We start from the raw sequence: 25,555 nt of genomic DNA, 5'->3' as shown, positions 1-25,555 counted from the left end.
TTAATCTATGGGATGGGATCAGGTTTTAGTGAGTTTGTTTTATTGGTGGGGTAAAAAAATTAAATAATAGGCAAAAAAAAACCAGCATAAGCTGGTTTTTTAATTCAATAACAAAAATTAAAGCGCTTTAATAGCAGCGTTTAAACGACTCTTACTACGAGCAGCTTTATTTTTGTGAATAAGACCTTTGCTTGCAAAACGATCTAAGATCGGTTGTGCAGCAGCAAATTCTTTAGATGCTGTGTCTTTGTCACCAGCTTCAATTGCAGCGAGTACTTTTTTGAATAGAGTGCGCATCATTGAACGACGACTTGCATTATGTTGACGGCGTTTTTCTGATTGAACCGCGCGTTTCTTCGCCTGCTTTGAATTAGCCAAGGTGAACTCCTAAAATATGATTGTATATATAGCCTAAATTTAAGGCGAGGAAATATGCCTTTTTTTAGCTCGATTGTCAAACCTTTTACCGGTTTAATTTACTTAATAACGATGAATTTACCATTATATAATAATTATCATTATTGGTTACTAAATAATGGCGCTATTTTACCTGTTATTTACAGGATTTAAAATAGATTAAAAACTTCTTTGCATTTACTTGTTTATCACAGGTAAAAAGCTGCATAATATTAATGAAAAATTACATCTTGGAATATGATGATTTATATCGATTTATTGGAGCTATGCATTGAGTAAAAAGTTAATAAAATCAGGTCTTATAGTGAGTTTTATGACCTTGGTTTCTCGTGTGCTCGGCTTGGTTCGAGATGTTGTTATTGCGAACATTATTGGTGCAGGTTTAGCGTCTGATGTTTTTTTCTTTGCCAATAAAATTCCCAATTTTCTACGTCGATTATTTGCCGAAGGTGCTTTTGCACAAGCTTTTGTACCTGTGTTGAGTGAATATCATACCAAAGATGAGGCCGATGGGCTGAGTTTGAAAGAAGGTGAAACACGTAAATTAATCGCTCAAGTTTCAGGCACCTTAGGTGTAATTGTTACCATAGTAACGCTTATTGGCATGATAGCCTCGCCGTTATTTGTGATTTTATTTGGTTTTGGTTGGTTTGTTGATTGGCTTAACGATGGCCCCAAAGCCCAGCAGTTTGAGTTAGCCGCATCACTACTAAAAATTACCTTCCCCTATTTATGGTTTGTCAGCTTTACCGCACTTGCCGGCGCGATTTTAAATACTTTTGGTCGATTTGCTGTTTCTTCTTTTACACCCGTTTTACTTAATGTCTGCATTATTGGCTGTGCAATCTACTTGTCACCCTTATTCGACAATCCTGCTTTTGCATTAGCTTGGGGCGTATTTTTAGGGGGCTTAGCTCAGTTCTTATTTCAAATACCTTTTTTAATTAAAGCCGGTGTCTTTGTTAAACCAAAATGGGCTTGGCACGCGAAAGGTGTAAAAAAAATCCGCAAACTTATTGTTCCTGCTTTGTTTGGCGTTTCCGTTACGCAAATTAATTTACTGCTTGATACCCTAATAGCCAGTATCTTAGTCACTGGCTCGATTAGTTGGCTTTATTACGCCGATCGTTTATTAGAATTCCCCTTAGGGTTATTTGGTATTGGTATAGCTACCGTTATTTTGCCCAGTTTAGCTAAATTGCATACTAAGCAAGACAAAGAAGAGTTTAGTGAGACGATTACTTGGGGCTTAAAAATTGTTTCTTTATTTGGCTGGCCCGCACTTGCAGGGTTAATGGTATTAGCTCAGCCGATTATTATGATTTTATTTATGCGTGGTGAGTTTTCTCAAGAAACTGTTTTACAAGTCTCTTATGCCTTATTTGCTTACCTTTCGGGTTTAATCAGCTTTATGTTTATTAAGATATTAGCGCCGGCTTATTACGCACGCCAAGATACCAAAACCCCCGTAAAAATAGGTATTAAAGCGATGGCAGCCAATATGATTTTCAATCTGATGTTGGCACCTTTTTTTGGTTATGTAGGTTTGGCCATTGCGACAGCTATGTCGGCAACACTCAATGCGTTAATGCTTTACCATGGTTTAAAAAGTAATAATATCTTTGCATTGTCTAAAACAACGTGGTGGTTTTTTGCGCGGCTTATCTTTTCTGCAGGGATAATGGCAGTGGTTGTTTTTACGTTATCACCACCGTTTAAAGTTTGGTTAGCGATGGAAACCACCTTGCAAATTCAACAATTACTTATTTGCATTACTTTAGGTATGCTCAGTTATTTTATTTCTATTGCTGCACTGGGAATTCGAGTGAAAGATTTCAAAGTTAAAGTAACTGAAAAATAAATTGATGAAATTAGCTTCAGGTGCTGATTCTTAAGCCTGAGTGATATATAATTTATCGGTTTTTATTCATTAATGGCGACACTTGTCTACTAATGTCAGTCAAATTTAGGTTTTTTAATTAAATGCAGTTAATACGCGGTATCCACAATATTCAAGCTGAAGATCATGGCTGTGTGTTAACCATAGGCAATTTTGACGGTGTTCATTTAGGACATGCTCGCGTTATAAAGGCTTTAATTGCAAAAGCTAAAGCATTGAATTGTACACCAGCAGTGATGATTTTTGAGCCTCAGCCGCAAGAGTTATTTTCTCCTGAGACGGCTCCTGCAAGATTGACACGTTTAAGAGATAAATATTTTCTTTTGAAAAATTTGGGTGTAGAACGTTTGATTTGTGTTAATTTTCATCGAGAATTTGCCAATAAAAGCGCGTCAGAGTTTATCGAACTTTTATTAGTTCAACAGCTAGGTATTAAACATTTAATTATTGGTGACGATTTTCGCTTTGGAAAAAACCGTTTAGGCAATTTTAGTCTGCTAAAACAAGCCGGTGAAAAATTTGATTTTGCTGTTTCTGATACCGCAAGTTTCAAACTTGAAAATTGTCGGATCAGCAGTACTCAAATACGTAATGCTTTAGAGAATAATCAATTAGCTGACGCAGAAAGAATGCTAGGTCGGGCTTACTCTATTATCGGTCGGGTTTTTCATGGTGATAAGCGTGGCCGAAAACTAGGATTTCCTACCGCAAATGTTTTATTGAAAAGACGAGTTTCACCTATTTCTGGTGTTTTCGTGGTAAAAGTAAATACCGTTAAAGAATGCTTTTATGGTGTGGCTAATATTGGTTCAAGGCCAACAGTGTCTGGTATTAGGCAACAGCTAGAAGTACATATTTTTAACTTCAATGAAGACATTTATGGTCAAACCATTGAAGTGGTTATGCTAAATAAATTAAGAAATGAAATAAAGTTTTCATCACTAGATGAATTAACTAAGCAAATATCACAAGATAGTGAGCAGGCAAAAGCCTTTGTTCAAGATTTATAAATAAACAGATACGTGAGTTAATAGTAAAATTAATATCAAGCCAATGTCGATTTTACTATTAACTTATTAGAGGCTAACCACCAGTTAGCGAATATAACAACGGATAATGATTTAAATGAGTGATTATAAACAAACCCTAAACTTGCCAGCTACTTCTTTCGCGATGAAAGGTAACATGGCAAACCGTGAACCAAACATGCTAAAAGAGTGGGCTGAAAAAGATCTGTATGGCCAAATTCGAGCGGCTAAAAAAGGTAAGAAATCATTTATTTTGCATGACGGTCCTCCGTATGCAAATGGTGATATTCACTTAGGTCATTCTGTTAATAAAATTCTTAAAGATATTATTGTTAAATCAAAAACGTTATCTGACTTTAACGCACCGTTCGTGCCTGGTTGGGACTGCCATGGTTTACCGATTGAATTAATGGTTGAGAAAAAAATTGGTAAGCCAGGTCATAAAGTTTCTGCCAGTGTTTTTCGAGAAAAATGTCGTGAATATGCAGCCAAGCAAGTTATTGGGCAGCGTGAAGACTTTAAACGCTTAGGGATTTTTGCTGATTGGGAAAAACCTTACCTCACTATGGATTTTGGTACTGAAGCCAATATCATACGTGCTTTAGGTAAAATAGCTGAGAATGGTCATTTACATCAAGGGTTCAAACCTGTGCATTGGTGTACTGATTGTGGTTCTTCTTTGGCTGAAGCTGAAGTTGAATACAAAGATAAACAATCGCCAGCGATTGACGTAAAATTCACCGTAGTTGACCAAAGTGTTGCTGATAAGTTTGATCACCCTGAAAATCATCAAGGTGAAGGTGAAGTATCGGTTGTTATTTGGACCACTACACCTTGGACACTTCCGGCTAACCGAGCAGTTTCTGTTAATGCCGACGTTGAATACACTTTAGTACAATGTGAAACCGAGCAGGGCAAAGTACGTTATATTTTAGCGTCGGACCTAGTGACAGCATGTATGGACCGTTTTGGAATTGATAAATATCATGCATTAGGGTTTTGTAAAGGTAGCGATTTAGATTTAGTGCAACTTAAACACCCATTTTATGATTTTACTGTACCAATGATCTTAGGCGAGCATGTAACGACTGACTCTGGTACGGGTTGTGTACATACAGCACCTGGTCATGGTGTTGAAGATTTCGTGGTGGGCAAAATATATAACCTTGAAGTAGCTAACCCTGTTGGCGCTAATGGTGTTTATTTAGAAGATACGCCATTGTTTGCTGGCCAACATGTTTTTAAAGCCAATGCCAATGTCGTTGAAACATTGAAAGAACATGGCACTTTAGTACATCACCATGCAATAGAGCATTCTTACCCGCATTGCTGGCGCCACAAAACACCCTTAATTTTTCGTGCTACACCACAATGGTTTATTAGCATGGATAAAAAAGGTTTACGCCAAGATTCATTAAACGAAATTGAAAAAACGCAATGGATCCCTGATTGGGGTCAACGCCGTATCGAATTGATGGTTGAAGGTCGCCCTGACTGGTGTATTTCACGTCAACGTACTTGGGGCGTGCCAATGGCATTATTTATTCATCAAGACTCGGGTGCTTTACATCCACGCAGCATTGAACTGATTGAAACGGTTGCTAAGCGTGTTGAAGAAAAAGGCATTCAAGCATGGTTTGATTTAGACGCTGCTGAGCTTATTGGTGATGACGCTAAAGAATATATTAAAGTACCAGACACCTTAGATGTATGGTTTGACTCTGGAACGACTCATTACTCCGTTGTTAATGCACGTGAAGAATTTGATGGCGTTGCAGATTTATACCTTGAAGGTTCAGATCAACATCGTGGTTGGTTTATGTCGTCAATGATTTCATCGGTAGCGATGAATGGTAAAGCGCCTTATAAGCAGGTACTAACACATGGCTTTACCGTTGATACTAACGGTCACAAAATGTCTAAGTCATTAGGCAATGTTATTACACCAAAAGAAATCACCAGTAAGTTAGGTGCAGACATTTTGCGTTTATGGGTAGCTTCAGTTAACTATACGCAAGAAATTACTGTCTCTGATGAAATCTTTAAGCGTCAAGCCGATGCGTACCGTCGTATTCGTAATACCTCGCGCTTTTTATTATCAAACCTTAATGGTTTTGATCCTAAAACTGATTCAGTCGCTTTTGACGATATGGTTGCACTTGACCGTTGGGCTGTTGATAAAGCTGCACAATTGCAAAAAGAAATTGTTAGCGCTTATGATGACTACGAATTTAATGTTGTTGTTCATAAGCTGATGAACTTCTGTACCACAGAATTAGGTGGCTTCTACTTAGATATTATTAAAGACCGTCAATATACAGCGAAAGAAGACAGTACGGCTCGTCGCTCTTGTCAAACCGCTATGTATTTAATCGCTGAAGCGATGACTCGCTGGATGGCTCCTATTTTATCTTTTACTGCACAAGAAATTTGGCAAGCGCTACCGACTCCGTCTGGTGAAACGCGTGACGAATTCGTTTTCACCGGTGTTTGGTTTAATGGTTTGCCTAAGGTAGAAACAAGTAATACTTTAAACAATGATTACTGGAATGAAATTTTACTTGTGCGCACCGAAGTAAACAAAGCACTAGAAAATGCCCGTAAAGAAAAACAAGTGGGTAAAGCGCTTGAAGCAGCGGTTATTTTATATACCAACGCAGAGCTTGCTGAAAAATTACAACAATTAGGCGAAGAACTTCGCTTTGTTTTGATCACCTCTAAAGCTACGGTTGAAGTAGTTGACAGTGCACCAACGGGCGCTTTAGCAACTGAAATTGAAGGCTTATGGTTAACGGTTGCACCAGCAACAGGCACCAAATGTGAGCGTTGTTGGCATGTAACTGAAGACATTGGGGAAGATGAAAAACATCCTGAACTTTGTGGACGTTGTATTACCAACGTAGAGGGTGAGGGCGAGAAACGCCAATTCGCCTAAATATTTGTGTATTCTTTGCTATTTCATCCAAGAATTGCAGAAAAGTACTCAGCTAGTTAACTAGGCTGTGTGCTTTAGCTTTATTCTTGAATGAACTAGCTTTGAATAAGCCAATATTTCATCGATTAGTTTTGTTGAAAAGTCTTAGTCAGACATTCACAAAACATGCTAACTATCTCATTAGTTATATAACAACAACTATTAGCACAGTAGAAATATGAAAATTAATAAACTTTTTACAGAAACGGGTTTTAAATGGTTATGGTTAACCGTTTTATTTTTGATTATTGATCAAGTAACCAAGCAACTGGTTGTTAACTCATTTGATTTATATGAGTCGATGAACATTTTACCTTTCTTTGATTTGAGATATGTACAAAACCCAGGGGCAGCCTTTAGCTTTCTTGCCGACCAAGACGGTTGGCAACGTTGGTTCTTTACCATTATTGCTGCTATTGCCAGTGTGGTTTTTTTAGTGTGGTTGGCTAAAACGCCAAAGAATAATGCACTATTAAGTATCGCTTTAGCGTTTATGCTCAGTGGCGCAGTGGGCAACTTAATTGACCGGGCATTATTTGGCTATGTTATCGACTTTTTAGACTTTTATATTGCCGATAATCATTGGCCAGCCTTTAATGTCGCAGACTCTGCTATTTTTATTGGCGCGGCATTGATGATTTTTGATTCCTTTAAAAATGGTGATTCAGCCAAGAAAACTGAAATTACTAAGACAAAAGTAGACGAGAAATAAAATGACAATGTTAATTACTGATAAATCTGAAGTTATCGCTCATATTACCATGAAATTATCTGATGGCTCAGCGGCAGACAGTACCAAAGTAAACAAAAAGCCTGCTAAAATTATTATGGGTGATGCCAGTATTTCTCCTGCCTTTGAAGCGCAATTGTTAGGCCTTGCTGCCGGAGATTCTAAAGAATTTACCCTCGAAGCAAAAGATGCCTTTGGCGAACCTAATCCAGATAATTTCCATTACGTTGATGCAGATAAATTTGGTAGTGACGTACCAGCAGAAGTGGGCAGTATCATTACTTTCACACAACCTGGCAATATAGAGTTACCTGGTATGGTCAAAGAAGTGACCGGTACATCGGTCACTATTGACTTTAATCATCCGCTAGCGGGACAAGCAGTAACATTTGTTATTGACGTTGTTGAAGTTTTATAATCGTTAACTCTTAGGACTTTTTAAGTCTTTCAGGAACAAATTATGGAAATTATTTTAGCTAACCCTCGTGGTTTTTGTGCTGGCGTAGACCGAGCGATTAGTATCGTAGACCGCGCGTTAGACTTATTTGGTGCGCCCATTTATGTACGCCACGAAGTAGTACATAACAAGTTTGTTGTTGATGGCTTAAAAGACCGCGGCGCGATATTTGTTGATGAACTCTTTGAAGTTCCTGACGATAATACCGTTATTTTTAGTGCTCATGGCGTCTCTAAAGCGGTACGTCAACAAGCTAAAGACCGTGGTCTAAAAGTATTTGACGCTACTTGTCCATTAGTGACTAAAGTACATATGGAAGTGTCACGTACCAGTCGTAAAAATATTGAGTGCATTCTTATCGGTCACGCTGGACACCCTGAAGTTGAGGGTACGATGGGACAATATGAAAGTGAGCATGGCGGGATTTATTTAGTTGAGTCTGTTGCTGATGTAGCAACACTTGAAGTAAAAGACCCTACTCAATTGTATTATTGTAGCCAAACGACTTTATCCATTGATGATACGTCAGAAGTGATTGACGCATTGAGAAATAAGTTCGCTTTAATTAAAGGCCCCCGCAAGGACGATATTTGTTATGCAACACAAAATCGTCAAGACGCGGTACGCACTATTTCTGCACAAGTTGATTTACTGTTAGTTGTTGGCGCCAAAAATAGCTCTAACTCTAATCGCTTACGTGAACTCTCTGAGAAGTTGGGCACACCTTCCTACTTGATTGATACTTTTGCCGATATTCAACCACAATGGCTTGAAAATGTTAATAAAATTGGTGTTACTGCCGGAGCTTCTGCCCCCGCAATACTTATCCAACAAGTTATTGACGCACTAAAAGACTTTGGTGGTCAAGAGGTTATCGAATATCCTGGCCGTGAAGAGAACACAGTATTTGCGGTACCTATAGAATTGCGCTAATCTTAAAATATCAGGTTAAGTGGTTTAATGTAATTTTATCCGTTATATGAGTGCTTAAATTTAAAGCACTTTAATAACAATATTCATGACTTAACCTTATTATTCTGAATAGTCACTATGTACATAGGCTATTCAATAATAGATTTTTAAGGTATGAGTTAATGCGGTTCACGTTAGTGATTTTTAACACATATAAGTTATCCATCGAATTCTTAGCGCTACGCTTAGTTTCGTTTCTCCTCGCCTTTAAAATTCTATTTGAGTCTGTTTTGTGTTTGCCACTTAAAAGTATGCTCATCAATGCTGTTTCTTTTATTTATCTCCCATTCACTCTATATTTTAAAGCATTACTTTTCTGGGTAGTCAGCAATTTTTGTCAGTGTATTAAGGAGTCTCATGGATAACAGCACACTTAGGACGAGTTATCCTAAAAGAAAACCAGCCCAAGTACAAAAGGGCATGACACTAATAGAGGTTTTAGTCGCTTTAGTTATTTTAGTGACGGGTATTTTTGGTGCGGTTGCCATGCAGGCGTCAGCTAAGAAAGGCAGTTTTGATGCGATGCAACGCTCAGTAGCCTCAGCGTTAGCTCAAGATATTATCGAACGAATGCGCAGTAATGATTCTGATATTCTTACTTTAGAGAGTTATCAAGGTGTTTATGGCGCAGCATTGAATACTCCGCCTGACGCTGACGTTAGGTGTAATTCAGTTGCTTCTTTGTGTACAAGTGCACAAATGACCACCAATGATTTGTATGAATGGGAAGTCAAACTTATGGGCGCTGATGTTACTGCTGGTGGTAAAAATACTGGTGGCTTAGTTGGTGCTGTCGGTTGTATTGATCATAATAAAAATGCAGTTACTGTTGTGATCAGCTGGCAGGGCAGAGTCGCAACGGCTGATGGTTATGATGCCGATAACAATAGTTCTGCAGCTGCAACATTGGCCAACGCGTGTGGTACAAGTACCAGTAAACGTCGACAAGTTACGGTTGAAGCTTTTATATATTAAGGCAAGCAAAGCAATCACTGTTAACGTTCATCGTGATGTTAATGCTTCGAATTATAGATAATATTGATTTTGTTTAGTAAGAGATGATAATGGTTAATGCTCAACGAGGTTTTAGTTTAATCGAAATATTTATATCGCTTGCGGTAGGTTTAATGTTGCTGCTAGGTATATTAAGTGTTTTTGTTGGTATGAAAACGACCACTGTTGAGACCACCAGTTATGGAGAGTTACAAGAAAATGGCAGGTATGCGATTAGCTTACTCAGTGATGATTTATTACGACAAAGCTTTTGGGGCGACTTATCAGGAAACCTCGATGTAAGTGGCTTGGTAAGTTCACCTTTACCATCAACAGTTTCTGGTGATTGTATTGGTGAAGGCGTTAATAATGCCAGTTTCCCTGCAGCTATTGGCCATTTTAGAACCTTATGGGGGAAAACAGTCAACAATGTCAACTTAATGGGCTGTATTACCAATGCTAAAATTGGTTCTGATGTATTGCAATTAAAAAGAGCTGTTTCATCAACGACAGCGCTAGCCGATATTTCTAGTGATAATTACTATATCATTTCAAACCCTAATACGGCTGCGATATTTGCGGGTGGCGCTGCCATACCAACACTAAATTTGGGCCAGATCTGGGAATATCAGCAGCACATTTACTATGTGCGTGAAGACAATCAGGGCACCAATAAAGTGCCGGTTCTAGTGCAAGGTCGATTACAAAATAAAGCTTCGGTGATGAATCTTGATATGGTCGTTGAAGGCATTGAATACATCCGCTTTATGTATGGCGTTGATACGACCAACAACGGTATCGTCAATGCTTTTATTTCTGCAGATAACATGACAACAGCTTACTGGGATAATGAAAGTAATGTACGGATACTTGCCGTTAAGATTTTTGTCTTAGCGCGAAATATCTTGCCTGACAGAGATTATGAAAATCTTAACACTTATCAGCTTGGTGATCTTCCTATCAACTTTATCGATGGTGAAGGTAAAGGGGATAATTATCGACGTTTATTATTTAGCTCTACCATTACACTTTACAATGCGAGGGTCGACTCATGGCCATAAAAGTTATAAGAAAAAATTGTTTAATTTATTCTGGTAATTTAAAACTAGGTCACAAACAAAGCGGTGTTGTGCTAATCGTTTCACTAGTTTTTTTGATCGCTTTAACTGCCGTTGCTGCCGCATTAATGCAAAATACCACCATTGATATGAAAATGTCTGGAGCAAGTGAAGAAAAGGTCGTTGCTACCCAAGAAGCGGTTAGTACTATTGATGAAGTTATTTATAAAGAAGTCACGCAAATAAGTGGAACCAATGCTTTTGCTTCTGAAATCGCCAAATTTCCACTCTCACCCGTAGTGAGTAGTGCAAGTAATACCAGTGCAGAAATTTCGCTGGCTAATCCGTATAAGATTGCAGCCGATTGCCCCCACTCTCGAGCCGCTTCTTCCGTACAGGTATTTAAGTGTAATGTACTTAAGGTGCAGGTCACTCGACTGTATGGTCGCACCAACAAAAGCACCATAGAAGTTAATTCTGGTGTATCGCAACAACTACTTAATGTGGGGAACTGATCATGAAAAAATTATTATTATGTAGCGCATTGATATTTACATCTCTTGCTGCTTATAGTGAAGATATTGAACTGTATATTGGTGATGCAGCACAGCGTACCGGTAATAAACCACAAGTACTGATTATTTTTGATAATTCTGGCAGCATGAATAGTTTAGAGTCAGTCGATGAACCTTATGATCCTAATACAGTTTACCCCGCGGTTGGAAGCGATAACTCCTTATCAGATAAATTTATTTATTTTACTCGAGGTGGCATTGATGGCTCTTCTTCCCTTGTTCCCGATAGTCCTGGTGAAAGCCGTCGTTTTCTTGATGCTATTAATAGCTGTGCAACTGCCCGTGAACGTTTAGCATCTGTTGGCTTTTATACCGGACACATTCGTGAATATGCCTTTCAAGGAAACTCAGGTAGCTGGCAAGAAATTCCCGATAACAATGGCGCTAATATTGATGTAATTGACTGTGAAGATGATGTTAATTTAGTGCCTGCAAATCCTGAAGATAATGCAGGTATAAAAAAAAATAACGGTAGTGTCGTTGATTTACCCGATGGTTTTCCCCTCGATGGTGGTGGCTCTAAGCAAAGCCCGGTCTATTACACGGCAAATGCGAGTAACTCAAATGTTATTTGGTCGGGTGAGGTTGTTACACTTTATACCGACAACTATTTGCGTTGGGCAAACAGTGAAACGCTTGAGCAGGTTAATCGCACCCGTTTAGAAATAGCACAAGATACCGTTACTGATTTAATTGAATCGGCACCTTCTGTTGATTTTGGTTTACAAGTTTTTAATTATAATCATTCTGGCGAATTTGTTCGCGATGGTGGCAGAGTCGTTTTTGGTATTCAAGAAATGACCGCAGCAGCTCGCGCTGAATTAGTAAATATTATTGATTTAGAGATTGATGGTGAAACGAATACCCCGCTTTGTGAATCTCTTTATGAAGCGTCACGTTATTTTAGTGGCCAGTCGGTGGATTTTGGCAATAACGACTCTAATTCTGGCAGTAGCTACAAAGGTAATACACCGCCAAGAGATACCTCAATTGAAGATGCGGGTGTTTATCAATCACCCTTTAATTCATGTACTAATGAAGTTTATGTGATTATGATTACAGATGGTGAACCGACTAGGGATCTTGCCGCTAACACTTATATTCAAAACTTACCTGATATCGGCCTACCGTTTGACGTTAATGGTACTAATAACTATTTAGCGGCACTTGCGGGTTGGATGCACACCCATGATTTACATAGCACCTTACCTGATGTGCAATCATCAACACTCTTTACGATAGGGTTTGGCCAAGATGCTATTGATGATGCGGGAGCGTTATTACGTGAAGCTGCAAACTTGGGGGGTGGTCAATATTACCCGGCTAAAGATCCTAGTGCTTTACTGGCTTCACTTCAATCGGCGTTAACCAATATTTTGGAAGTGAATACTAGCTTTACAGCCCCTTCGGTTGCTTCAAATAATTTTGATAGAACTGAAACTTTAGATTCAGTTTATTATGCGATGTTCGTTCCTGATCATGGTGCAAGGTGGCAAGGAAATTTAAAAAAACTTAAAGTGACCGATGGCCAGCAAGTCGATAGAACGGGTGCTGGTGCTATTGATGATAATGGCAATATTTCAAAAAATGCCAAAACCTTTTGGAGCACAGATACCAATCCAGATGGTAACGATGTTAAAAAAGGTGGCGTAGCTGAAATGTTACGTACTAAATCTACGCGCGTTATTGTCAGTGATATTGGGGTTGATGGTGCCTTAATGTCACTAACACGAACGAATGCCGAAACATCCTACGGTGACGAAGCGACGCTAGCAAGTGAATTGGATACTGAAATTGATGACATTGATGGCATGCTCAATTGGGCCAAGGGAATTGACGTTGATGATGAAGACAACGATAGTTCAACCACAGATATCCGTAGTGATGTCTTTGGTGACCCACTGCACTCTAAACCATTAGTTATTAATTATGGTGGTGCAAGTAATGATCAAGATATTCGCATAATCGTTGGCACCAATGCGGGTGTTTTACATATGTTTGACGATAACGGTGAAACGGTTGATGAAAACTGGGCTTTTATGCCTAAAGAATTTTTCTCAAAAATAAAAGCTTTACGTGAAAACTTTACTTCATCAGGTAAATCATACGGCATAGACAGCCCTGCTGTTTCATACTTGCTGGACGTCAATGGTGATGGGTCTATTGATAGTACAAGTGGTGATAAAGCATGGATATTTTTTGGTTTACGTCGCGGGGGTTCTTCATATTATGCTATGGATGTTAGTGACCCCGATACTCCTAAGTTATTGTGGCACCTAGATGCAAGTTCACCAGGATTTAGCCATTTAGGACAATCATGGTCGCAACCTAAAATAGGGTTTTCAGCGCTTAATATAGTAAATGGTACACCAAAACCTGTACTCTTTTTCGCTGGCGGATATGACACAACTAAAGATAACTTAACCGTTGGTGCAGATGATACCTTAGGCCGAGCTGTTTATATGGTCGATGCAGAAACAGGTGTACTAAAATGGAGTTTAAGCCCTGATGCAACGAGTGCAACTAATACTCAATTTACTGAGATAACTGATAGCGTGCCTTCTAGCCTCGCTATCTTAGACAGTGATTCTGATGGCTTAACCGATCGTCTTTATTTTGGCGATACCGGTGGAAATTTTTGGCGTGTTGATATGCCAGGCAATGCTCCCTTTAGTGGAACATCGCCGTGGACTGCTTTTAAATTAGCTGAGTTGGGTGGAACAACTCATGCGACAGATCGCCGTTTTTTTAGCGAACCTTCAATTGCTAGAACGTATATTTCAGACACGATAGAAACTACATTAGTTGATGCTAATGGTATTAGTTCAACCGTGGTAACAAAACAGGAAAGACCCTACGAAGCGATACTTATTGGTAGTGGCGACCGTTCAACACCTGCGGCCAATGATACTGACGATAAATTTTTTATGATTAAAGATGCCAATATTGTAACCACATCATTTGTTGCTTCACCTACCCACCCACAATTGGCAATACCCGCGGCTATTTTAGCGACAGATCTTTATGACTATACAAACAACCCGTTTGGCCAGGCATTGACTGCCGACAATCTGCAGACACTCGAAATAAACGTCGGTAATAAAAAAGGTTGGTTTATGGATTTCGTTGGTGATGGTGAGAAAAATACGGCCTCAGCCATCGTTATTAATGGCGTTGCTTACTTCACTTCATTTACGCCTGCCGCGGTCTCTACTGATCCTAACAGTTGTGAATTAAGTGATGGTTCGGGTATTTTATATGCTGTGGACTTAGCGCTTGGCACGACTGTCTATGACTGGAGAACATGGGAAATAGCGGCCGGTATTCCTGATACTCCTTCAATTATTATTACTAAAGACCCAAAAGCGCCTCAAGAACCTTGCGAAGGCGATTGTCCGCCTGATGAAGAGGAAGCAGAAGTCATTGCCACGATAAAACTATTAGCAGGGAAAATTATTCCGTTAGGCGTTAGCCTAGAAACGTCAAGAATTTACCTTTATGTAACGGAGTCAAATTAATGAGAGTGAGTAAAAATAAGCGGCGAGTTAAAGGTTTTACTTTGCTTGAGCTAATGATATCGGTTGCTGTAGTGGGTATTCTAGCTTCGATTGCTTATCCGTCATATATTGATAATATTTCAAGGGCAAATCGTAGCGAGGGCCAACGTGAATTGTTGCGCTTAGCAAGTTTACAAGAGCAGTATTTTATTGATCATCGAGCATACACCACAGATATGAAAAAATTAGGTGCGTCTGCAGACCCTTATATTACAGACTCGGGCTTTTATAGCATTGATGCTGTGGTAGTTGGGGTAACATATACCCTTAAAGCTACGGCGAGAGGTACGCAAGCGACTAATGATTCTTCTTGTTTAACCTTATCGGTAACCGATAGTGGTCAGAAAACAGCAACATCAACCAATTGCTGGGAGTAATATGATGAAATTGTTATTTAAGCATTGCTTAGCGCTCAACTTACTTTTTGTAAGTCTACTTTTTATAAGTATTGATAGCGTGGCAAAGACGACAGAAAAATCGACAAAAATTAAGATTAAATGTCATGTTGAACTAATGGGCGGTAACGACATTATTCATTTTGGCATTATTGGTTCTAATAAACTGGCAAAATATCCTGATTGGTTAGTCGGCAAAAAAATAGCGACTGGCTTTTCAAAGCAAAAGCAGCAAGTTCATCAAGTAAAAGAATGTGTTAAATCAAATGATGATTTTTCCAATGCTCTTTCAAAGAAATTAGATGAAAACACTGCTCGTTAAAGAGGAGACTTAGCTGCAAGTAATTTCATTGCCTGAGCGGTCTTCATCAATGCCGTCGCTATCTGTGTCTGAGGTAACGTATGAACGTCCAGAGGTAGTTACTGTAATACCCCTTGACTTGGCCGGGTAGTCTTTTGGACAATATTTAAATGGGCTAGCACTAACGCCACCTGTGATGTTGCCTGTAGGTCTGTATATAATGCTATCTTGGCCGTACTGAAGTTTGTCATTAGTTTTTATCTTAGCCTTTACTGCAACTATTCTTTCGTCAGTGGCGGGTTCATAAGTTTTATCGCCATCTATATCAATAAAAACACTGACTTCGTTTTGCCAATTAGTATCACAACTATTACTTGCATTAAGTGGGCACAAGGTAACCGATTGTTCTGCATTTATGGCGGTATTTCTTGCTGTTAATAGTAGTCTTTGTAAATGAGAAATTTCATTGTCGACGCGTGTTTCAACTAAAAAACTATTGAAGTTTGGTAGCGCTATCGCCATTAACGTTGCTCCAATAGCGATAGTTATCATCAATTCAACGAGTGTAAAGCCCTGTCGCTTGTTGTTTGATTGCAAATAATCATACTTCATAATATAAGCCTTAATTTCTTGTTATACCCATGAGAGCACTTAGTTAGTCTTATGGGGATTACATCATATTCAAAACTGTGTGAGAATATTTCAAGATAATTAAGTTATATCACTTAAGTCACTCTTTCGCTAGGTTGCTGTTATCGATATCAGAGCTTGTTATTATTAAAATGATAATAAGCTCTATACCTTTTAAAAGCGCTTGTTGTCATAGATTAGTGACAGCTAATGATTCGACCGCTACGATTTTCATCGGCTCCATCCATATTTTGGTCGCTCGATAAATAAAACCGCCCAGCGCCTGAAATGATAATTCCTCTTGATTTATTACTGTGTGATTTTGGACAATAGCGGAAAGTACCATTACCTCCCCACACTGCGAGCCGTCCACTGGGTGCGTAAATTAATGCTGTTCTGCCTTGAGCATACTGTAATTTATCGCCTGACTTTATGGCTGATTTTATTTTTATAATCACTTCAGCACTTGAGGCATCAAGCGCTTTGTTCTTATTATCATCATAGAATACAGTCAGCGTTTTATGCCATTCGTTTGAGCACTGACCAGAAGGGGTAAGTGGACAAACAGTAACAAAACGTTCCTGATTAACCGCATGATTTCTTGTTAATAATAATAGGCGATGTAAGGCTGTGATCTCATTATCAACACGTATTCTTATCCTTAAATCTGCAAACGTAGGAACAGCTATAGCGGTAAGGAAAATTAATATAGCTAGCGTGATTAAGGTTTCAATGAGAGTGAAACCCATTATTTTAAACGATAAGTATGACATAACATTAAGCCGTCCGTTGGCTAGAGTAGATGTATTACTAGGTATAGCTGTTAACGTTAAATTTACAAGTTTAGCGCTTACAAGTTAAAGTTAATCGTAGATTGTTGGAATAGGTAATCGCTTATGTTGAGTTTTTTGATAAATATTAATGATAAGTGCTTGCACCTCTGCTGCTACTGGTTTGCCTTCCAAGAAATCATCTAACTGCTCATAACTGATACCTAATGCATCTTCGTCAGTTTTTCCCGGATCCAATTCTTCAAGATCCGCGGTTGGAGCTTTATTAATTAATAAGTCTGGCGCACCTAAATTTTCTGCTAATAACCGTACTTGGCGTTTAGATAAACCAAATAAAGGCGCTAAATCACAGGCGCCATCGCCCCATTTAGTGAAAAATCCAGTAATGTTTTCTGCTGAATGATCTGTCCCTAAAACCAGTGCGCCAACAATACCGGCAATATGATATTGCGTTACCATTCGGCTTCTAGCTTTGGCATTACCTTTTGAAAAATCGATTTTTGCATCGTCTGCCGATAAGATATTTGCTTGGTTAAGCGCGTTAAGCGTTTCAATGTGAATGCCATTAACTGCATTCAATATATTGGTTACTAAACTATGTGTCGGTTGAATAAAGTCCAAAGCGAGCTGGGCATCGTCTTCATCTGCTTGCACGCCATAAGGTAAACGAACCGCAATAAATTGATAGGGTGATGTCGAATTATTATTAGCGATTCTTTCTTCAGCATTGAGCTCATCAATAGCAAGTTGTGCAAGACGTCCACAGGTAGAAGAGTCGACACCGCCACTAATGCCTAGCACTAAATTTTTGAGTCCGGCAGCCTTAAGTGTTTTTTTGATAAATTCAATACGGCGTTTTATCTCAAACACAGCATCTATTTGAGGTAAAACTCTCATTTCATTTATGATCAATTGCGGATCCATTCAACTTCCTTTGATAGTTATTTGATAGTTATTTGATAAGTTAAATTATCCTAGTGTAACGTATACCTGTAATACTTCAATATATAGGTAACCGGTATTGGCTAGTTTGTTCAGTATCTGAAATTTAAATGACTTACAACAAATATAGCGCTTGGGTTTATTTGATATAATTGTGTACAATTCAAAGTATATTTCGCGGTTAATGGATAACAACAATGAAAAAAATAGAAGCAATTATCAAACCATTTAAAATGGATGATGTGCGTGAAGCATTAAGTGAAATTGGCATCACAGGCATGACTGTTTCAGAAGTAAAAGGTTTTGGCCGACAAAAAGGGCACACTGAGCTCTATCGTGGTGCAGAATATATGGTTGATTTCTTACCGAAAGTAAAATTAGAAATTGTTGTCACCACAGAACAAGTTGAGCGTTGTGTTAATGCTATTATAGAAACAGCGCAAACCGGTAAAATTGGTGATGGAAAAATATTTATCACTGATGTTGAGCGGGTGATCAGAATCCGTACGGGTGAAGAAGATGAAGCCGCTATTTAATTTTATCAGTTAATCCCATCATAAAAAAAGCCCATTGAGTATTATATCTCAATGGGCTTTTTATTAATTTAAACCTTATTATTGATAAGGCAAATTTTTATAGCTTATATTTCAATGCTAACAAACAGTTAAAACTTAACGAGTTAAAAACTTATTATTTGGATAATTTGCTGCTAAGACTTGCTTCGCATTAATTTTTAAATCCATTAAATCTAACTTGTCGTAACACTCAATCATAATCTCTAAGGCTTGTTCCACTTCCTGGCTAGGCGAGAAGTATTCAACAATGTACTTACCACGATTTGCTGCTGAGGCCCAAGCATCACGTTTCATATAAAAACGAGCTACTGTTAATTCATACTTAGCTAAACGTGATTTTATACCAATCATACGTTTGCGTGCATCAGCGGCATATTTGCTTTGCGGTAGCTCAGTCAAAATCGTTTTAAAGTCTTTGAATGCTTCGCGAGCAGCCGTTGGATCTCTGTCTGAACGATCAATGCCTGCTAATTCTTGAAAAAGGTTCTCTTCAGTTGAAATATTGATTAACGCTCGCATGTAATAAACATAATCAAGATTGACATGATCAGGATTTAAACGCAGGAAACGATCCGCCAAAGCAATACCTTGAGCTGAATTACCACTCTTATAATAAGCATAAATTAAGTCTAATTGCACTTGATGAGAGATAGGACCAAATGGAAAGCGTGAGTCAATTGCTGATAAAATCTGGATAGCTCGTTGATATAAGCCACTATCAAGCGCAGTTCTAGCATCGGTGAACAATGCTTGTGCTGACTTGTCTGGTACTTTTTCAATGTCGGTTTTGTTTGATGATGAACACGCCGCTAGCCCTAATGAAAGCACTAGTATTATCATTTTTATTGTCAAATTTTGCATAGACTTTGTTATCACTACTTTGTTTTAGTTAAAGGTATTAGTTAAATAAATATACGCCCTTTGCAAATTACTTAATGTAATTAATAGAGCAAAGAGGTAAAATAAACACTGGCATTCTAACCTAGCATACTTGCCTTGCACAGCGCTAATTCATAGTAAATTTATAGAGAGTTAAATAGAAATTTTAATGGCTGAAATAATTCAACATACAGATACGGTTCCTGAAACTTGTTTAGGTAAACGATTCGACCAAACATTAGCTGAGATGTTCCCTGAATATTCTCGTTCTCGCATAAAAGAATGGATCTTAGCAGGTCACGTTACTTTAAACGGCGCTATTTTGATAATACCACGCGAGAAAATGTTTGGCGGGGAAGTGATCAAAATATCAACTGAAGTTGAAGGCGACGTGCGATTTGAACCACAAAATATTCCTTTAAATATTGTTTATGAAGATGACGATATTATAGTTATTAATAAACCTGCTGGTTTTGTAGTTCACCCAGGTGCAGGTAATCCTGATGGCACGGTACTTAATGCTTTATTGTATCATTGCCCACAGCTTGATGTTGTCCCTCGTGCCGGCATCGTCCATAGACTAGATAAAGACACAACGGGTTTGATGGTTATTGCTAAAACAATTGCAGCGCAAACAAACTTAGTCGATGCTATACAAGAGCGTGAAATAACGCGTGAGTATGAAGCGATTGCTAATGGTCTAATGACAGCTGGTGGTATGGTTGATGAACCTATAGGTCGTCATTCAACCAAAAGAACACACATGGCTGTTAGTCCTTTTGGACGTCCATCGGTAACGCATTATCGTGTAATGGAAAAATTCCGTTTACACACACGTTTAAGATTACGTCTTGAAACGGGTCGTACACATCAAATTCGTGTTCATATGGCGCATATAACCCATCCATTGATTGGAGATCCTAACTACGGTGGTCGTCCTCGTCCTCCTAAAAATGCGACAGAAGATTTGCGGGATTTATTGCGTAGTTTTAAGCGCCAAGCATTACATGCGGCAATGTTGTCATTATTTCACCCTATAACTGGTGAAGAAATGACTTGGCATGCACCTATTCCAGAGGATATGGTTAATTTAACAAATGTTTTGCGTGAAGATTCGAAAATCAACGCAACAGACGACTATTTATAACAGTCTCTACAATATAGAATGGCCAGTACTAAATGTACTGGCTTTTACTTCGACAAGACTCCATCCTCAAAAAAAATCGTTATCCTCTAATCATAGCTATTCTTCAGTATACGGCCAATTTAACTTGGGCGAACATGTTGGTGATGACTTGGTTAATGTCAATAAAAATAGAGCTTCGTTACTCGCATACTTACCGCTTAATACAAAAATTCAATGGCTTGAACAAGTTCATGGTAATAAAGTTGTGACCATAGAATCTTATTCAAAAACGCCTTTAGTAGCTGATGCGATAATCACTCGGCAAAAGAATATTGCTTTAGCCGTGATGACCGCTGATTGTTTACCGATATTATTAACTGCAATAGACGGCAGTGAAATTGCTGCGATCCATGGTGGTTGGAAACCCTTAGCTAAAAATATTATTACCAATACCGTCAATAATATGAAAACAGACAATGAAAATATCATTGCTTGGTTGGGGCCTTGTATTGGTGAATATGCTTTTGAAGTAGGGCAAGAAGTAAAGTGTGCCTTTGAAAGTCAGTCAGAAAAATTTGTATCGGCTTTCACTGCTATAAATGAACCATTAGCGCTGGAAAAACATAAAGGTAAATACCTAGCCAATTTAGCAATGATAGCAAGAATCCAACTAAATACGCTCGGTATTAATAAGGTTCATCATTTAAACCATTGTACCTATTCTAATGAACAGCAGTATTACTCTTATCGACGAGATACCATTACCGGACGAATGGCTTCGATAATTTGTCGAAAATAAGTTTAAAAAACAAACTAAATCTTATTTCAAATCAAAAGCTTTTCATTTTGTTCCTTGAAAAATTTCAATTATATCCTTATCTATAAGGTATAAAAGAATATTTTTCTTTGTTAGGCAGGAGAGCCTCATGCGTTTAGACAGATTAACCCAAGCATTTCAAGTCGCTATTTCAGACGCACAGTCAATAGCATTAGGTCGGGATCATCAATTTATAGAACCCGTGCATATCATGTTAGCGCTATTAAATCAGAACGCGAGTAGCATTATACCCTTATTGAAAAGTGCAGGAATTAATGTTCTTTCACTGCGATCACAAGTCGAGACGGTTATAGAACAACTTGCGCAAGTTTCTGGATCGGGTGGCGACGTACAACTTTCTTCTGCTATGGGGAACTTACTTAACCTCTGCGATAAGTTCGCACAAAAAATGGGTGATAAGTATATATCTTCTGATGTTTTTATCCTTGCCGCTATTGAAGACAAAGGAAAGCTAGGCCAAATATTAAAGTCGCTTGGGGCAAGTGAACAACGTGTTCAAGATGCAATATTACATGTGCGTGGCGGTCAAAAAGTTGATGAGCCTAATGCTGAAGATATTCGACAAGCACTTGATAAATATACGGTGAACCTAACAGAGCTTGCCGAGCAGGGCAAACTAGATCCCGTTATTGGCCGAGATGATGAAATACGTCGCACGATACAAGTTTTACAACGTCGTACGAAAAATAATCCGGTATTAATTGGTCAGCCAGGTGTTGGTAAAACAGCCATCGCCGAAGGGTTAGCACAACGTATCATTAATCATGAAGTTCCTGAAGGATTAAAAGGTAAGCGGGTATTATCATTGGATATGGGGGCTTTGGTTGCTGGCGCTAAATATCGTGGTGAATTTGAAGAACGTTTAAAGGCGGTATTGAGTGAGCTAGCCAAAGAAGAAGGGCAAGTCATTTTATTTATTGATGAACTTCATACCATGGTCGGTGCAGGTAAATCTGATGGCGCGATGGATGCTGGAAATATGTTAAAACCAGCACTTGCCCGTGGTGATTTACATTGTGTCGGCGCGACAACATTGGACGAATATCGTCAATATATTGAAAAGGATGCAGCCTTAGAGCGTCGTTTTCAAAAAATATTAATCGAAGAGCCTAGTGTTGAAGATACGATTGCCATATTGCGCGGTTTAAAAGAGCGTTACGAACTTCATCACAGTGTTGATATTACCGATCCAGCCATAGTCGCCGCTGCTACTTTGTCACATCGTTATATCAGTGATAGACAATTACCTGATAAAGCGATTGATCTTATAGATGAAGCGGCTTCTAGTATTCGTATGCAAATAGACTCTAAGCCTGAAGACTTAGACCGATTAGAGCGGCGTATCATTCAACTGAAATTAGAACAACGGGCATTAGAGAAAGATTCAGATGAGGCTTCTAAAAAACGTTTAGGACTGATCTCATTGGATCTTAGCGTTTGTCAGACTAATTTTGATGAGTTAGACGAGATTTGGAAAACTGAAAAGGCTGCTTTACATGGTACACAGGCTATTAAAACAGATTTAGAACAAGCTCGGCTTGACTTAGAGGCTGCCCGACGATTGGGCGATCTTAACCAAATGTCAGAATTACAATATGGCAAAATACCGGAATTAGAAAAACAACTCGATTTAGCAAGCCAAGCAGAAATGCAAGAAATGACGTTATTAAAAAATAAAGTCACTGAAGTTGAAATTGCAGATGTATTAAGTCGAGCAACGGGTATTCCTGTTTCTAAGATGCTTGAAGAAGAATGCGATAAGTTACTGCAAATGGAGGATAACTTGCATCAGCGAGTTATAGGACAAAACGAAGCGGTTATCAGTGTTTCGAATGCTATCCGACGTTCAAGAGCTGGGCTTGCCGATCCAAGCCAGCCGATAGGATCGTTTTTATTTTTAGGTCCTACTGGTGTGGGTAAAACCGAACTTACGAAAGCATTAGCCCATTATCTTTTTGACAGTGAAGATGCACTTATTCGTGTCGATATGTCTGAATTTATGGAAAAACATTCAGTTTCTCGGTTAGTGGGGGCTCCTCCCGGATATGTAGGGTATGAAGAAGGGGGCTATTTAACTGAAGCTGTTCGACGCAAACCTTATTCTGTTATTCTTCTTGATGAAATTGAAAAAGCGCACAGTGATGTTTTTAATATATTATTACAAGTGCTCGATGATGGACGTTTAACGGATGGTCAAGGGCGAACTGTTGATTTTAAAAACACTGTTATCATTATGACTTCTAATATTGGCTCTGATCACATTCAAAAATTTGCTGATGACGGTCAGTATGAAGAAATGAAATCTAAGGTAATGTCAGAAGTGAGTTTACATTTTAAGCCTGAGTTTATTAATCGCATTGATGAAACAGTTGTTTTTCATCCATTAATATCACAACAGATAGAAAAAATAGCAGCAATACAAATTGACGGTCTAAGAGATCGTTTAGCAGACCAAGATATTAAGCTATCAATTAGCCAAGAAGCACTTGCGCTGATTTCTTTGGCTGGATTTGATCCTCTATTTGGAGCAAGACCGTTGAAAAGGGTAATTAGACAAAAAATTGAAAACCCATTAGCTCAGAAAATATTGTCAGGAGCCTTTAAAAACAAGGCAGAGATAAGTATTGAAGTCAGTGACGGTGAATTAGTTTTTACGCACTAACAAATTTGTATTATGGCATTTCACTTAAAGACGCACAGTAAACTTCTGTGCGTTTTTGGTTTATCGCTAATTGCTGTTGTTTCTCTGTTTTTGTTAATATCTGTTTACTGCCTTCTTCATCCGTATATTGGACCTTATCAAAAGCCATTAACATGGCAATATTTTCTTGTGCCTCTAGACATTTTTCAGGTCTGTTTATAGTCGCCGTGAGGTTATCTTGATTTTGTTGAGGGATCACATCGTCATCTGAAACTAGCGGGTTGGTAATAATGTCTGCGCGACTAGTTACACTTGACTGATTAGACACTAAAAATTGGGTGTACTCATCACCAACAGGTTGATGTTGACTAAAATGAACAACATTGTTTTCATCTACCCAGCGATAGACCATTAGTTCACTCGCCGAACAAAAGCCAAAATAAAATATCAGCCCAAATAACAGAATACGAAAACTCATTGGTCACCTATTAACTATATAAAGAAAAATCCTAATACTTTATATAACAATACAATTGGGACTTTACAAATTATAACGAGGAATTATTATGCTATTACTCTCTAATATACCCATGATAGTTTTTTATGTTAGATTTGATTAACTATACCTATATATTTTTAAACAAGCGTTGTAACAATAATGAATGATAAAAAAACAAATACCAGTACTCCTTCGAAAGGTATTTACCTATTACCTAACCTATTAACAACCGCAGGACTTTTTTCTGGTTTTTTTGCCATAGTTTCCTCAATGAATGGTCATTTTATTAGTGCAGCTGTAGCAATATTCATTGCCATGATATTTGATGGTTTAGATGGGCGCGTTGCTCGGATGACAAATACACAAAGTGAATTTGGTGCCGAATATGACAGTATGGCTGATATGGTCTCTTTTGGTATAGCCCCTGGACTTGTCGCTTATAATTGGGCGTTATCGAGTTACGGAAAATTTGGTTGGTTAGCCGCTTTTGTCTTTGTTGCCTGTGCAGCACTTCGTTTAGCACGTTTTAATACGCAGGTGGGTATTGCTGATGCACGATTTTTCCAAGGTTTAGCAAGCCCAGCGGCCGCGGCAGTTATTGCCAGTTTGGTCTGGGTTGGTGCAGAATATCAAATAAATGGCCAAGACTATGGCATTGTTGTTGGCATTATTACTATGCTTGCAGGATTGTTGATGGTCAGTAACTTTCGTTACAATAGTTTTAAAGAAGTCGATTGGAAGGGGAAAGTTAATTTTTTTGTGGTTTTGCTCATTGTACTCGCCTTCGTCATTATCGCTTCTAGTCCAGAGAATGTTTTACTTATCGTATTTGGCTTCTATGCTTGCTCGGGGCCGTTTACGACTATCCGCTCTGTTAATAAGTTAAAATTAGAAGATGTCGTCGGTGATGACAAAGATGAAGACTTTAATACGGTTGATAACTCGAAAGATAAATAACAGCAGTAATTAACTGTCTGTAGCACCAGCTTTGTGAGCAAAAGGCATTAGTTGTTTGATTAAACCACAATAAAAATACAGTTTGTACGTTAATCGAGCGAATAAGTATTTATTTCAAAGTTATTACAAAAAAGGGTTGACGCCCAGCGAGAAATCTCTAAAATGCGCTCCAGTTCCAAGGGGTTCAGTCAAAAAGAACCACGAAAGAGCTGTTTTGATAAGTTATCTACATCACTTTAGAGTAAAGTAGTTAACTTAACGTTTTATAGATAAGGTTTGAATCTTCGAAAAGAACTTTAAATTAAATTAAATAAAACGTT

23 protein-coding genes are annotated in these 25,555 nt (G+C 38.4%); 17 read left to right on the top strand and 6 right to left on the bottom strand.

Going from position 1 to position 25,555, the window contains the following annotated elements; translation table 11 throughout:
* Window positions 1–117 precede the first annotated feature (117 nt).
* Entirely contained in the window at window positions 118–378 is a 261-nt protein-coding gene (gene rpsT / locus H4J57_RS00115) for a 30S ribosomal protein S20 (protein WP_070374488.1), read from the bottom strand.
* 310 nt (window positions 379–688) lie between these two features.
* Here rpsT and murJ point away from each other — a divergent pair, with 310 nt between their 5' ends.
* The 12 genes from murJ (at window position 689) to H4J57_RS00055 (ending at window position 15,378) form a co-directional block, all read left to right on the top strand.
* Window positions 689–2,278 (top strand): murein biosynthesis integral membrane protein MurJ, encoded by a 1,590-nt coding sequence (gene murJ / locus H4J57_RS00110; RefSeq protein WP_182241589.1) that lies wholly within the window; start codon window positions 689–691, stop codon window positions 2,276–2,278.
* 122 nt (window positions 2,279–2,400) lie between these two features.
* On the top strand, window positions 2,401–3,327 hold the full coding sequence (gene ribF / locus H4J57_RS00105) for a bifunctional riboflavin kinase/FAD synthetase (protein ID WP_182231050.1): 927 nt from the start codon (window positions 2,401–2,403) through the stop codon (window positions 3,325–3,327).
* A 115-nt stretch (window positions 3,328–3,442) separates the two neighbouring features.
* Window positions 3,443–6,280 carry an isoleucine--tRNA ligase gene (gene ileS, locus H4J57_RS00100; protein WP_182241588.1) on the top strand — a complete coding sequence of 946 codons (2,838 nt, stop codon included), beginning with the start codon at window positions 3,443–3,445 and terminating at the stop codon, window positions 6,278–6,280.
* A gap of 217 nt (window positions 6,281–6,497) precedes the next feature.
* Entirely contained in the window at window positions 6,498–7,031 is a 534-nt protein-coding gene (gene lspA / locus H4J57_RS00095; RefSeq protein ID WP_182216965.1) for a signal peptidase II, read from the top strand.
* Window position 7,032: 1 nt separating this feature from the next.
* On the top strand, window positions 7,033–7,467 hold the full coding sequence (fkpB, locus tag H4J57_RS00090) for an FKBP-type peptidyl-prolyl cis-trans isomerase (protein ID WP_182241587.1): 435 nt from the start codon (window positions 7,033–7,035) through the stop codon (window positions 7,465–7,467).
* A gap of 42 nt (window positions 7,468–7,509) precedes the next feature.
* Window positions 7,510–8,439 carry a 4-hydroxy-3-methylbut-2-enyl diphosphate reductase gene (ispH, locus tag H4J57_RS00085; RefSeq protein WP_182216966.1) on the top strand — a complete coding sequence of 310 codons (930 nt, stop codon included), beginning with the start codon at window positions 7,510–7,512 and terminating at the stop codon, window positions 8,437–8,439.
* A gap of 396 nt (window positions 8,440–8,835) precedes the next feature.
* Entirely contained in the window at window positions 8,836–9,453 is a 618-nt protein-coding gene (pilV, locus tag H4J57_RS00080) for a type IV pilus modification protein PilV (protein ID WP_182241586.1), read from the top strand.
* A gap of 89 nt (window positions 9,454–9,542) precedes the next feature.
* Window positions 9,543–10,532, top strand: coding sequence for a PilW family protein (locus H4J57_RS00075; protein WP_182241585.1), 990 nt, complete (start codon window positions 9,543–9,545; stop codon window positions 10,530–10,532).
* Window positions 10,523–11,044, top strand: coding sequence for a PilX N-terminal domain-containing pilus assembly protein (locus H4J57_RS00070; protein WP_182241584.1), 522 nt, complete (start codon window positions 10,523–10,525; stop codon window positions 11,042–11,044). The genes H4J57_RS00075 and H4J57_RS00070 overlap by 10 nt, the downstream gene beginning before the upstream one ends.
* A gap of 2 nt (window positions 11,045–11,046) precedes the next feature.
* Complete coding sequence (locus tag H4J57_RS00065) at window positions 11,047–14,622, top strand: pilus assembly protein (protein ID WP_182241583.1); 3,576 nt, start codon at window positions 11,047–11,049, stop codon at window positions 14,620–14,622.
* Entirely contained in the window at window positions 14,622–15,038 is a 417-nt protein-coding gene (locus H4J57_RS00060) for a type IV pilin protein (RefSeq protein WP_182241582.1), read from the top strand. The genes H4J57_RS00065 and H4J57_RS00060 overlap by 1 nt, the downstream gene beginning before the upstream one ends.
* Window position 15,039: 1 nt before the next feature.
* Window positions 15,040–15,378, top strand: a complete 339-nt coding sequence (locus H4J57_RS00055) for a TapY2 family type IVa secretion system protein (RefSeq protein WP_182241581.1) — start codon at window positions 15,040–15,042, stop codon at window positions 15,376–15,378.
* A gap of 9 nt (window positions 15,379–15,387) precedes the next feature.
* Here the strand turns inward: H4J57_RS00055 and H4J57_RS00050 are convergent, their stop codons facing one another.
* The 3 genes from H4J57_RS00050 to nadE all read right to left on the bottom strand — a co-directional run bounded on the left by H4J57_RS00050 (window position 15,388) and on the right by nadE (window position 17,702).
* Window positions 15,388–15,969 (bottom strand): GspH/FimT family pseudopilin, encoded by a 582-nt coding sequence (locus H4J57_RS00050; RefSeq protein ID WP_182241580.1) that lies wholly within the window; start codon window positions 15,967–15,969, stop codon window positions 15,388–15,390.
* Between the two features lie 215 nt (window positions 15,970–16,184).
* Window positions 16,185–16,760: a GspH/FimT family pseudopilin gene (locus H4J57_RS00045; RefSeq protein WP_182241579.1), complete on the bottom strand. Its 576-nt coding sequence runs from the start codon at window positions 16,758–16,760 to the stop codon at window positions 16,185–16,187.
* A 90-nt stretch (window positions 16,761–16,850) separates the two neighbouring features.
* The gene (nadE, locus tag H4J57_RS00040) at window positions 16,851–17,702 is read right to left on the bottom strand and encodes an ammonia-dependent NAD(+) synthetase (protein WP_182241578.1); all 852 of its coding nucleotides are present in this window, start codon (window positions 17,700–17,702) and stop codon (window positions 16,851–16,853) included.
* Window positions 17,703–17,917: 215 nt separating this feature from the next.
* On the opposite strand from nadE, the gene glnB reads away from it, so the two are divergent.
* Complete coding sequence (glnB, locus tag H4J57_RS00035) at window positions 17,918–18,256, top strand: nitrogen regulatory protein P-II (RefSeq protein ID WP_070374471.1); 339 nt, start codon at window positions 17,918–17,920, stop codon at window positions 18,254–18,256.
* 135 nt (window positions 18,257–18,391) lie between these two features.
* On the opposite strand, the gene H4J57_RS00030 is transcribed toward glnB, so the two are convergent.
* Entirely contained in the window at window positions 18,392–19,156 is a 765-nt protein-coding gene (locus tag H4J57_RS00030; RefSeq protein ID WP_070374470.1) for an outer membrane protein assembly factor BamD, read from the bottom strand.
* Window positions 19,157–19,343: 187 nt separating this feature from the next.
* Here H4J57_RS00030 and rluD point away from each other — a divergent pair, with 187 nt between their 5' ends.
* The 3 genes from rluD to clpB all read left to right on the top strand — a co-directional run bounded on the left by rluD (window position 19,344) and on the right by clpB (window position 23,800).
* Window positions 19,344–20,321, top strand: coding sequence for a 23S rRNA pseudouridine(1911/1915/1917) synthase RluD (gene rluD, locus H4J57_RS00025; protein ID WP_182216975.1), 978 nt, complete (start codon window positions 19,344–19,346; stop codon window positions 20,319–20,321).
* Window positions 20,281–21,099, top strand: a complete 819-nt coding sequence (gene pgeF, locus H4J57_RS00020; protein ID WP_182241577.1) for a peptidoglycan editing factor PgeF — start codon at window positions 20,281–20,283, stop codon at window positions 21,097–21,099. The genes rluD and pgeF overlap by 41 nt, the downstream gene beginning before the upstream one ends.
* 127 nt (window positions 21,100–21,226) lie before the next feature.
* Window positions 21,227–23,800, top strand: a complete 2,574-nt coding sequence (gene clpB / locus H4J57_RS00015; protein ID WP_182241576.1) for an ATP-dependent chaperone ClpB — start codon at window positions 21,227–21,229, stop codon at window positions 23,798–23,800.
* A gap of 10 nt (window positions 23,801–23,810) precedes the next feature.
* Here clpB and H4J57_RS00010 read toward each other — a convergent pair whose 3' ends face one another.
* Entirely contained in the window at window positions 23,811–24,257 is a 447-nt protein-coding gene (locus H4J57_RS00010; RefSeq protein ID WP_182241575.1) for a DUF4124 domain-containing protein, read from the bottom strand.
* 180 nt (window positions 24,258–24,437) lie between these two features.
* Between H4J57_RS00010 and pssA the strand changes: the two genes are divergently transcribed.
* Window positions 24,438–25,235 carry a CDP-diacylglycerol--serine O-phosphatidyltransferase gene (pssA, locus tag H4J57_RS00005; protein WP_182216982.1) on the top strand — a complete coding sequence of 266 codons (798 nt, stop codon included), beginning with the start codon at window positions 24,438–24,440 and terminating at the stop codon, window positions 25,233–25,235.
* The last annotated feature ends 320 nt before the right edge of the window (window positions 25,236–25,555 follow it).

This window comes from Colwellia sp. BRX8-7 (assembly GCF_014077275.1).
In the GTDB taxonomy this organism is placed as follows: domain Bacteria; phylum Pseudomonadota; class Gammaproteobacteria; order Enterobacterales; family Alteromonadaceae; genus Colwellia_A.
The sequence above is the reverse complement of the archived record's forward strand: the minus strand, read 5'-3'. Positions and strand labels throughout refer to the sequence as shown.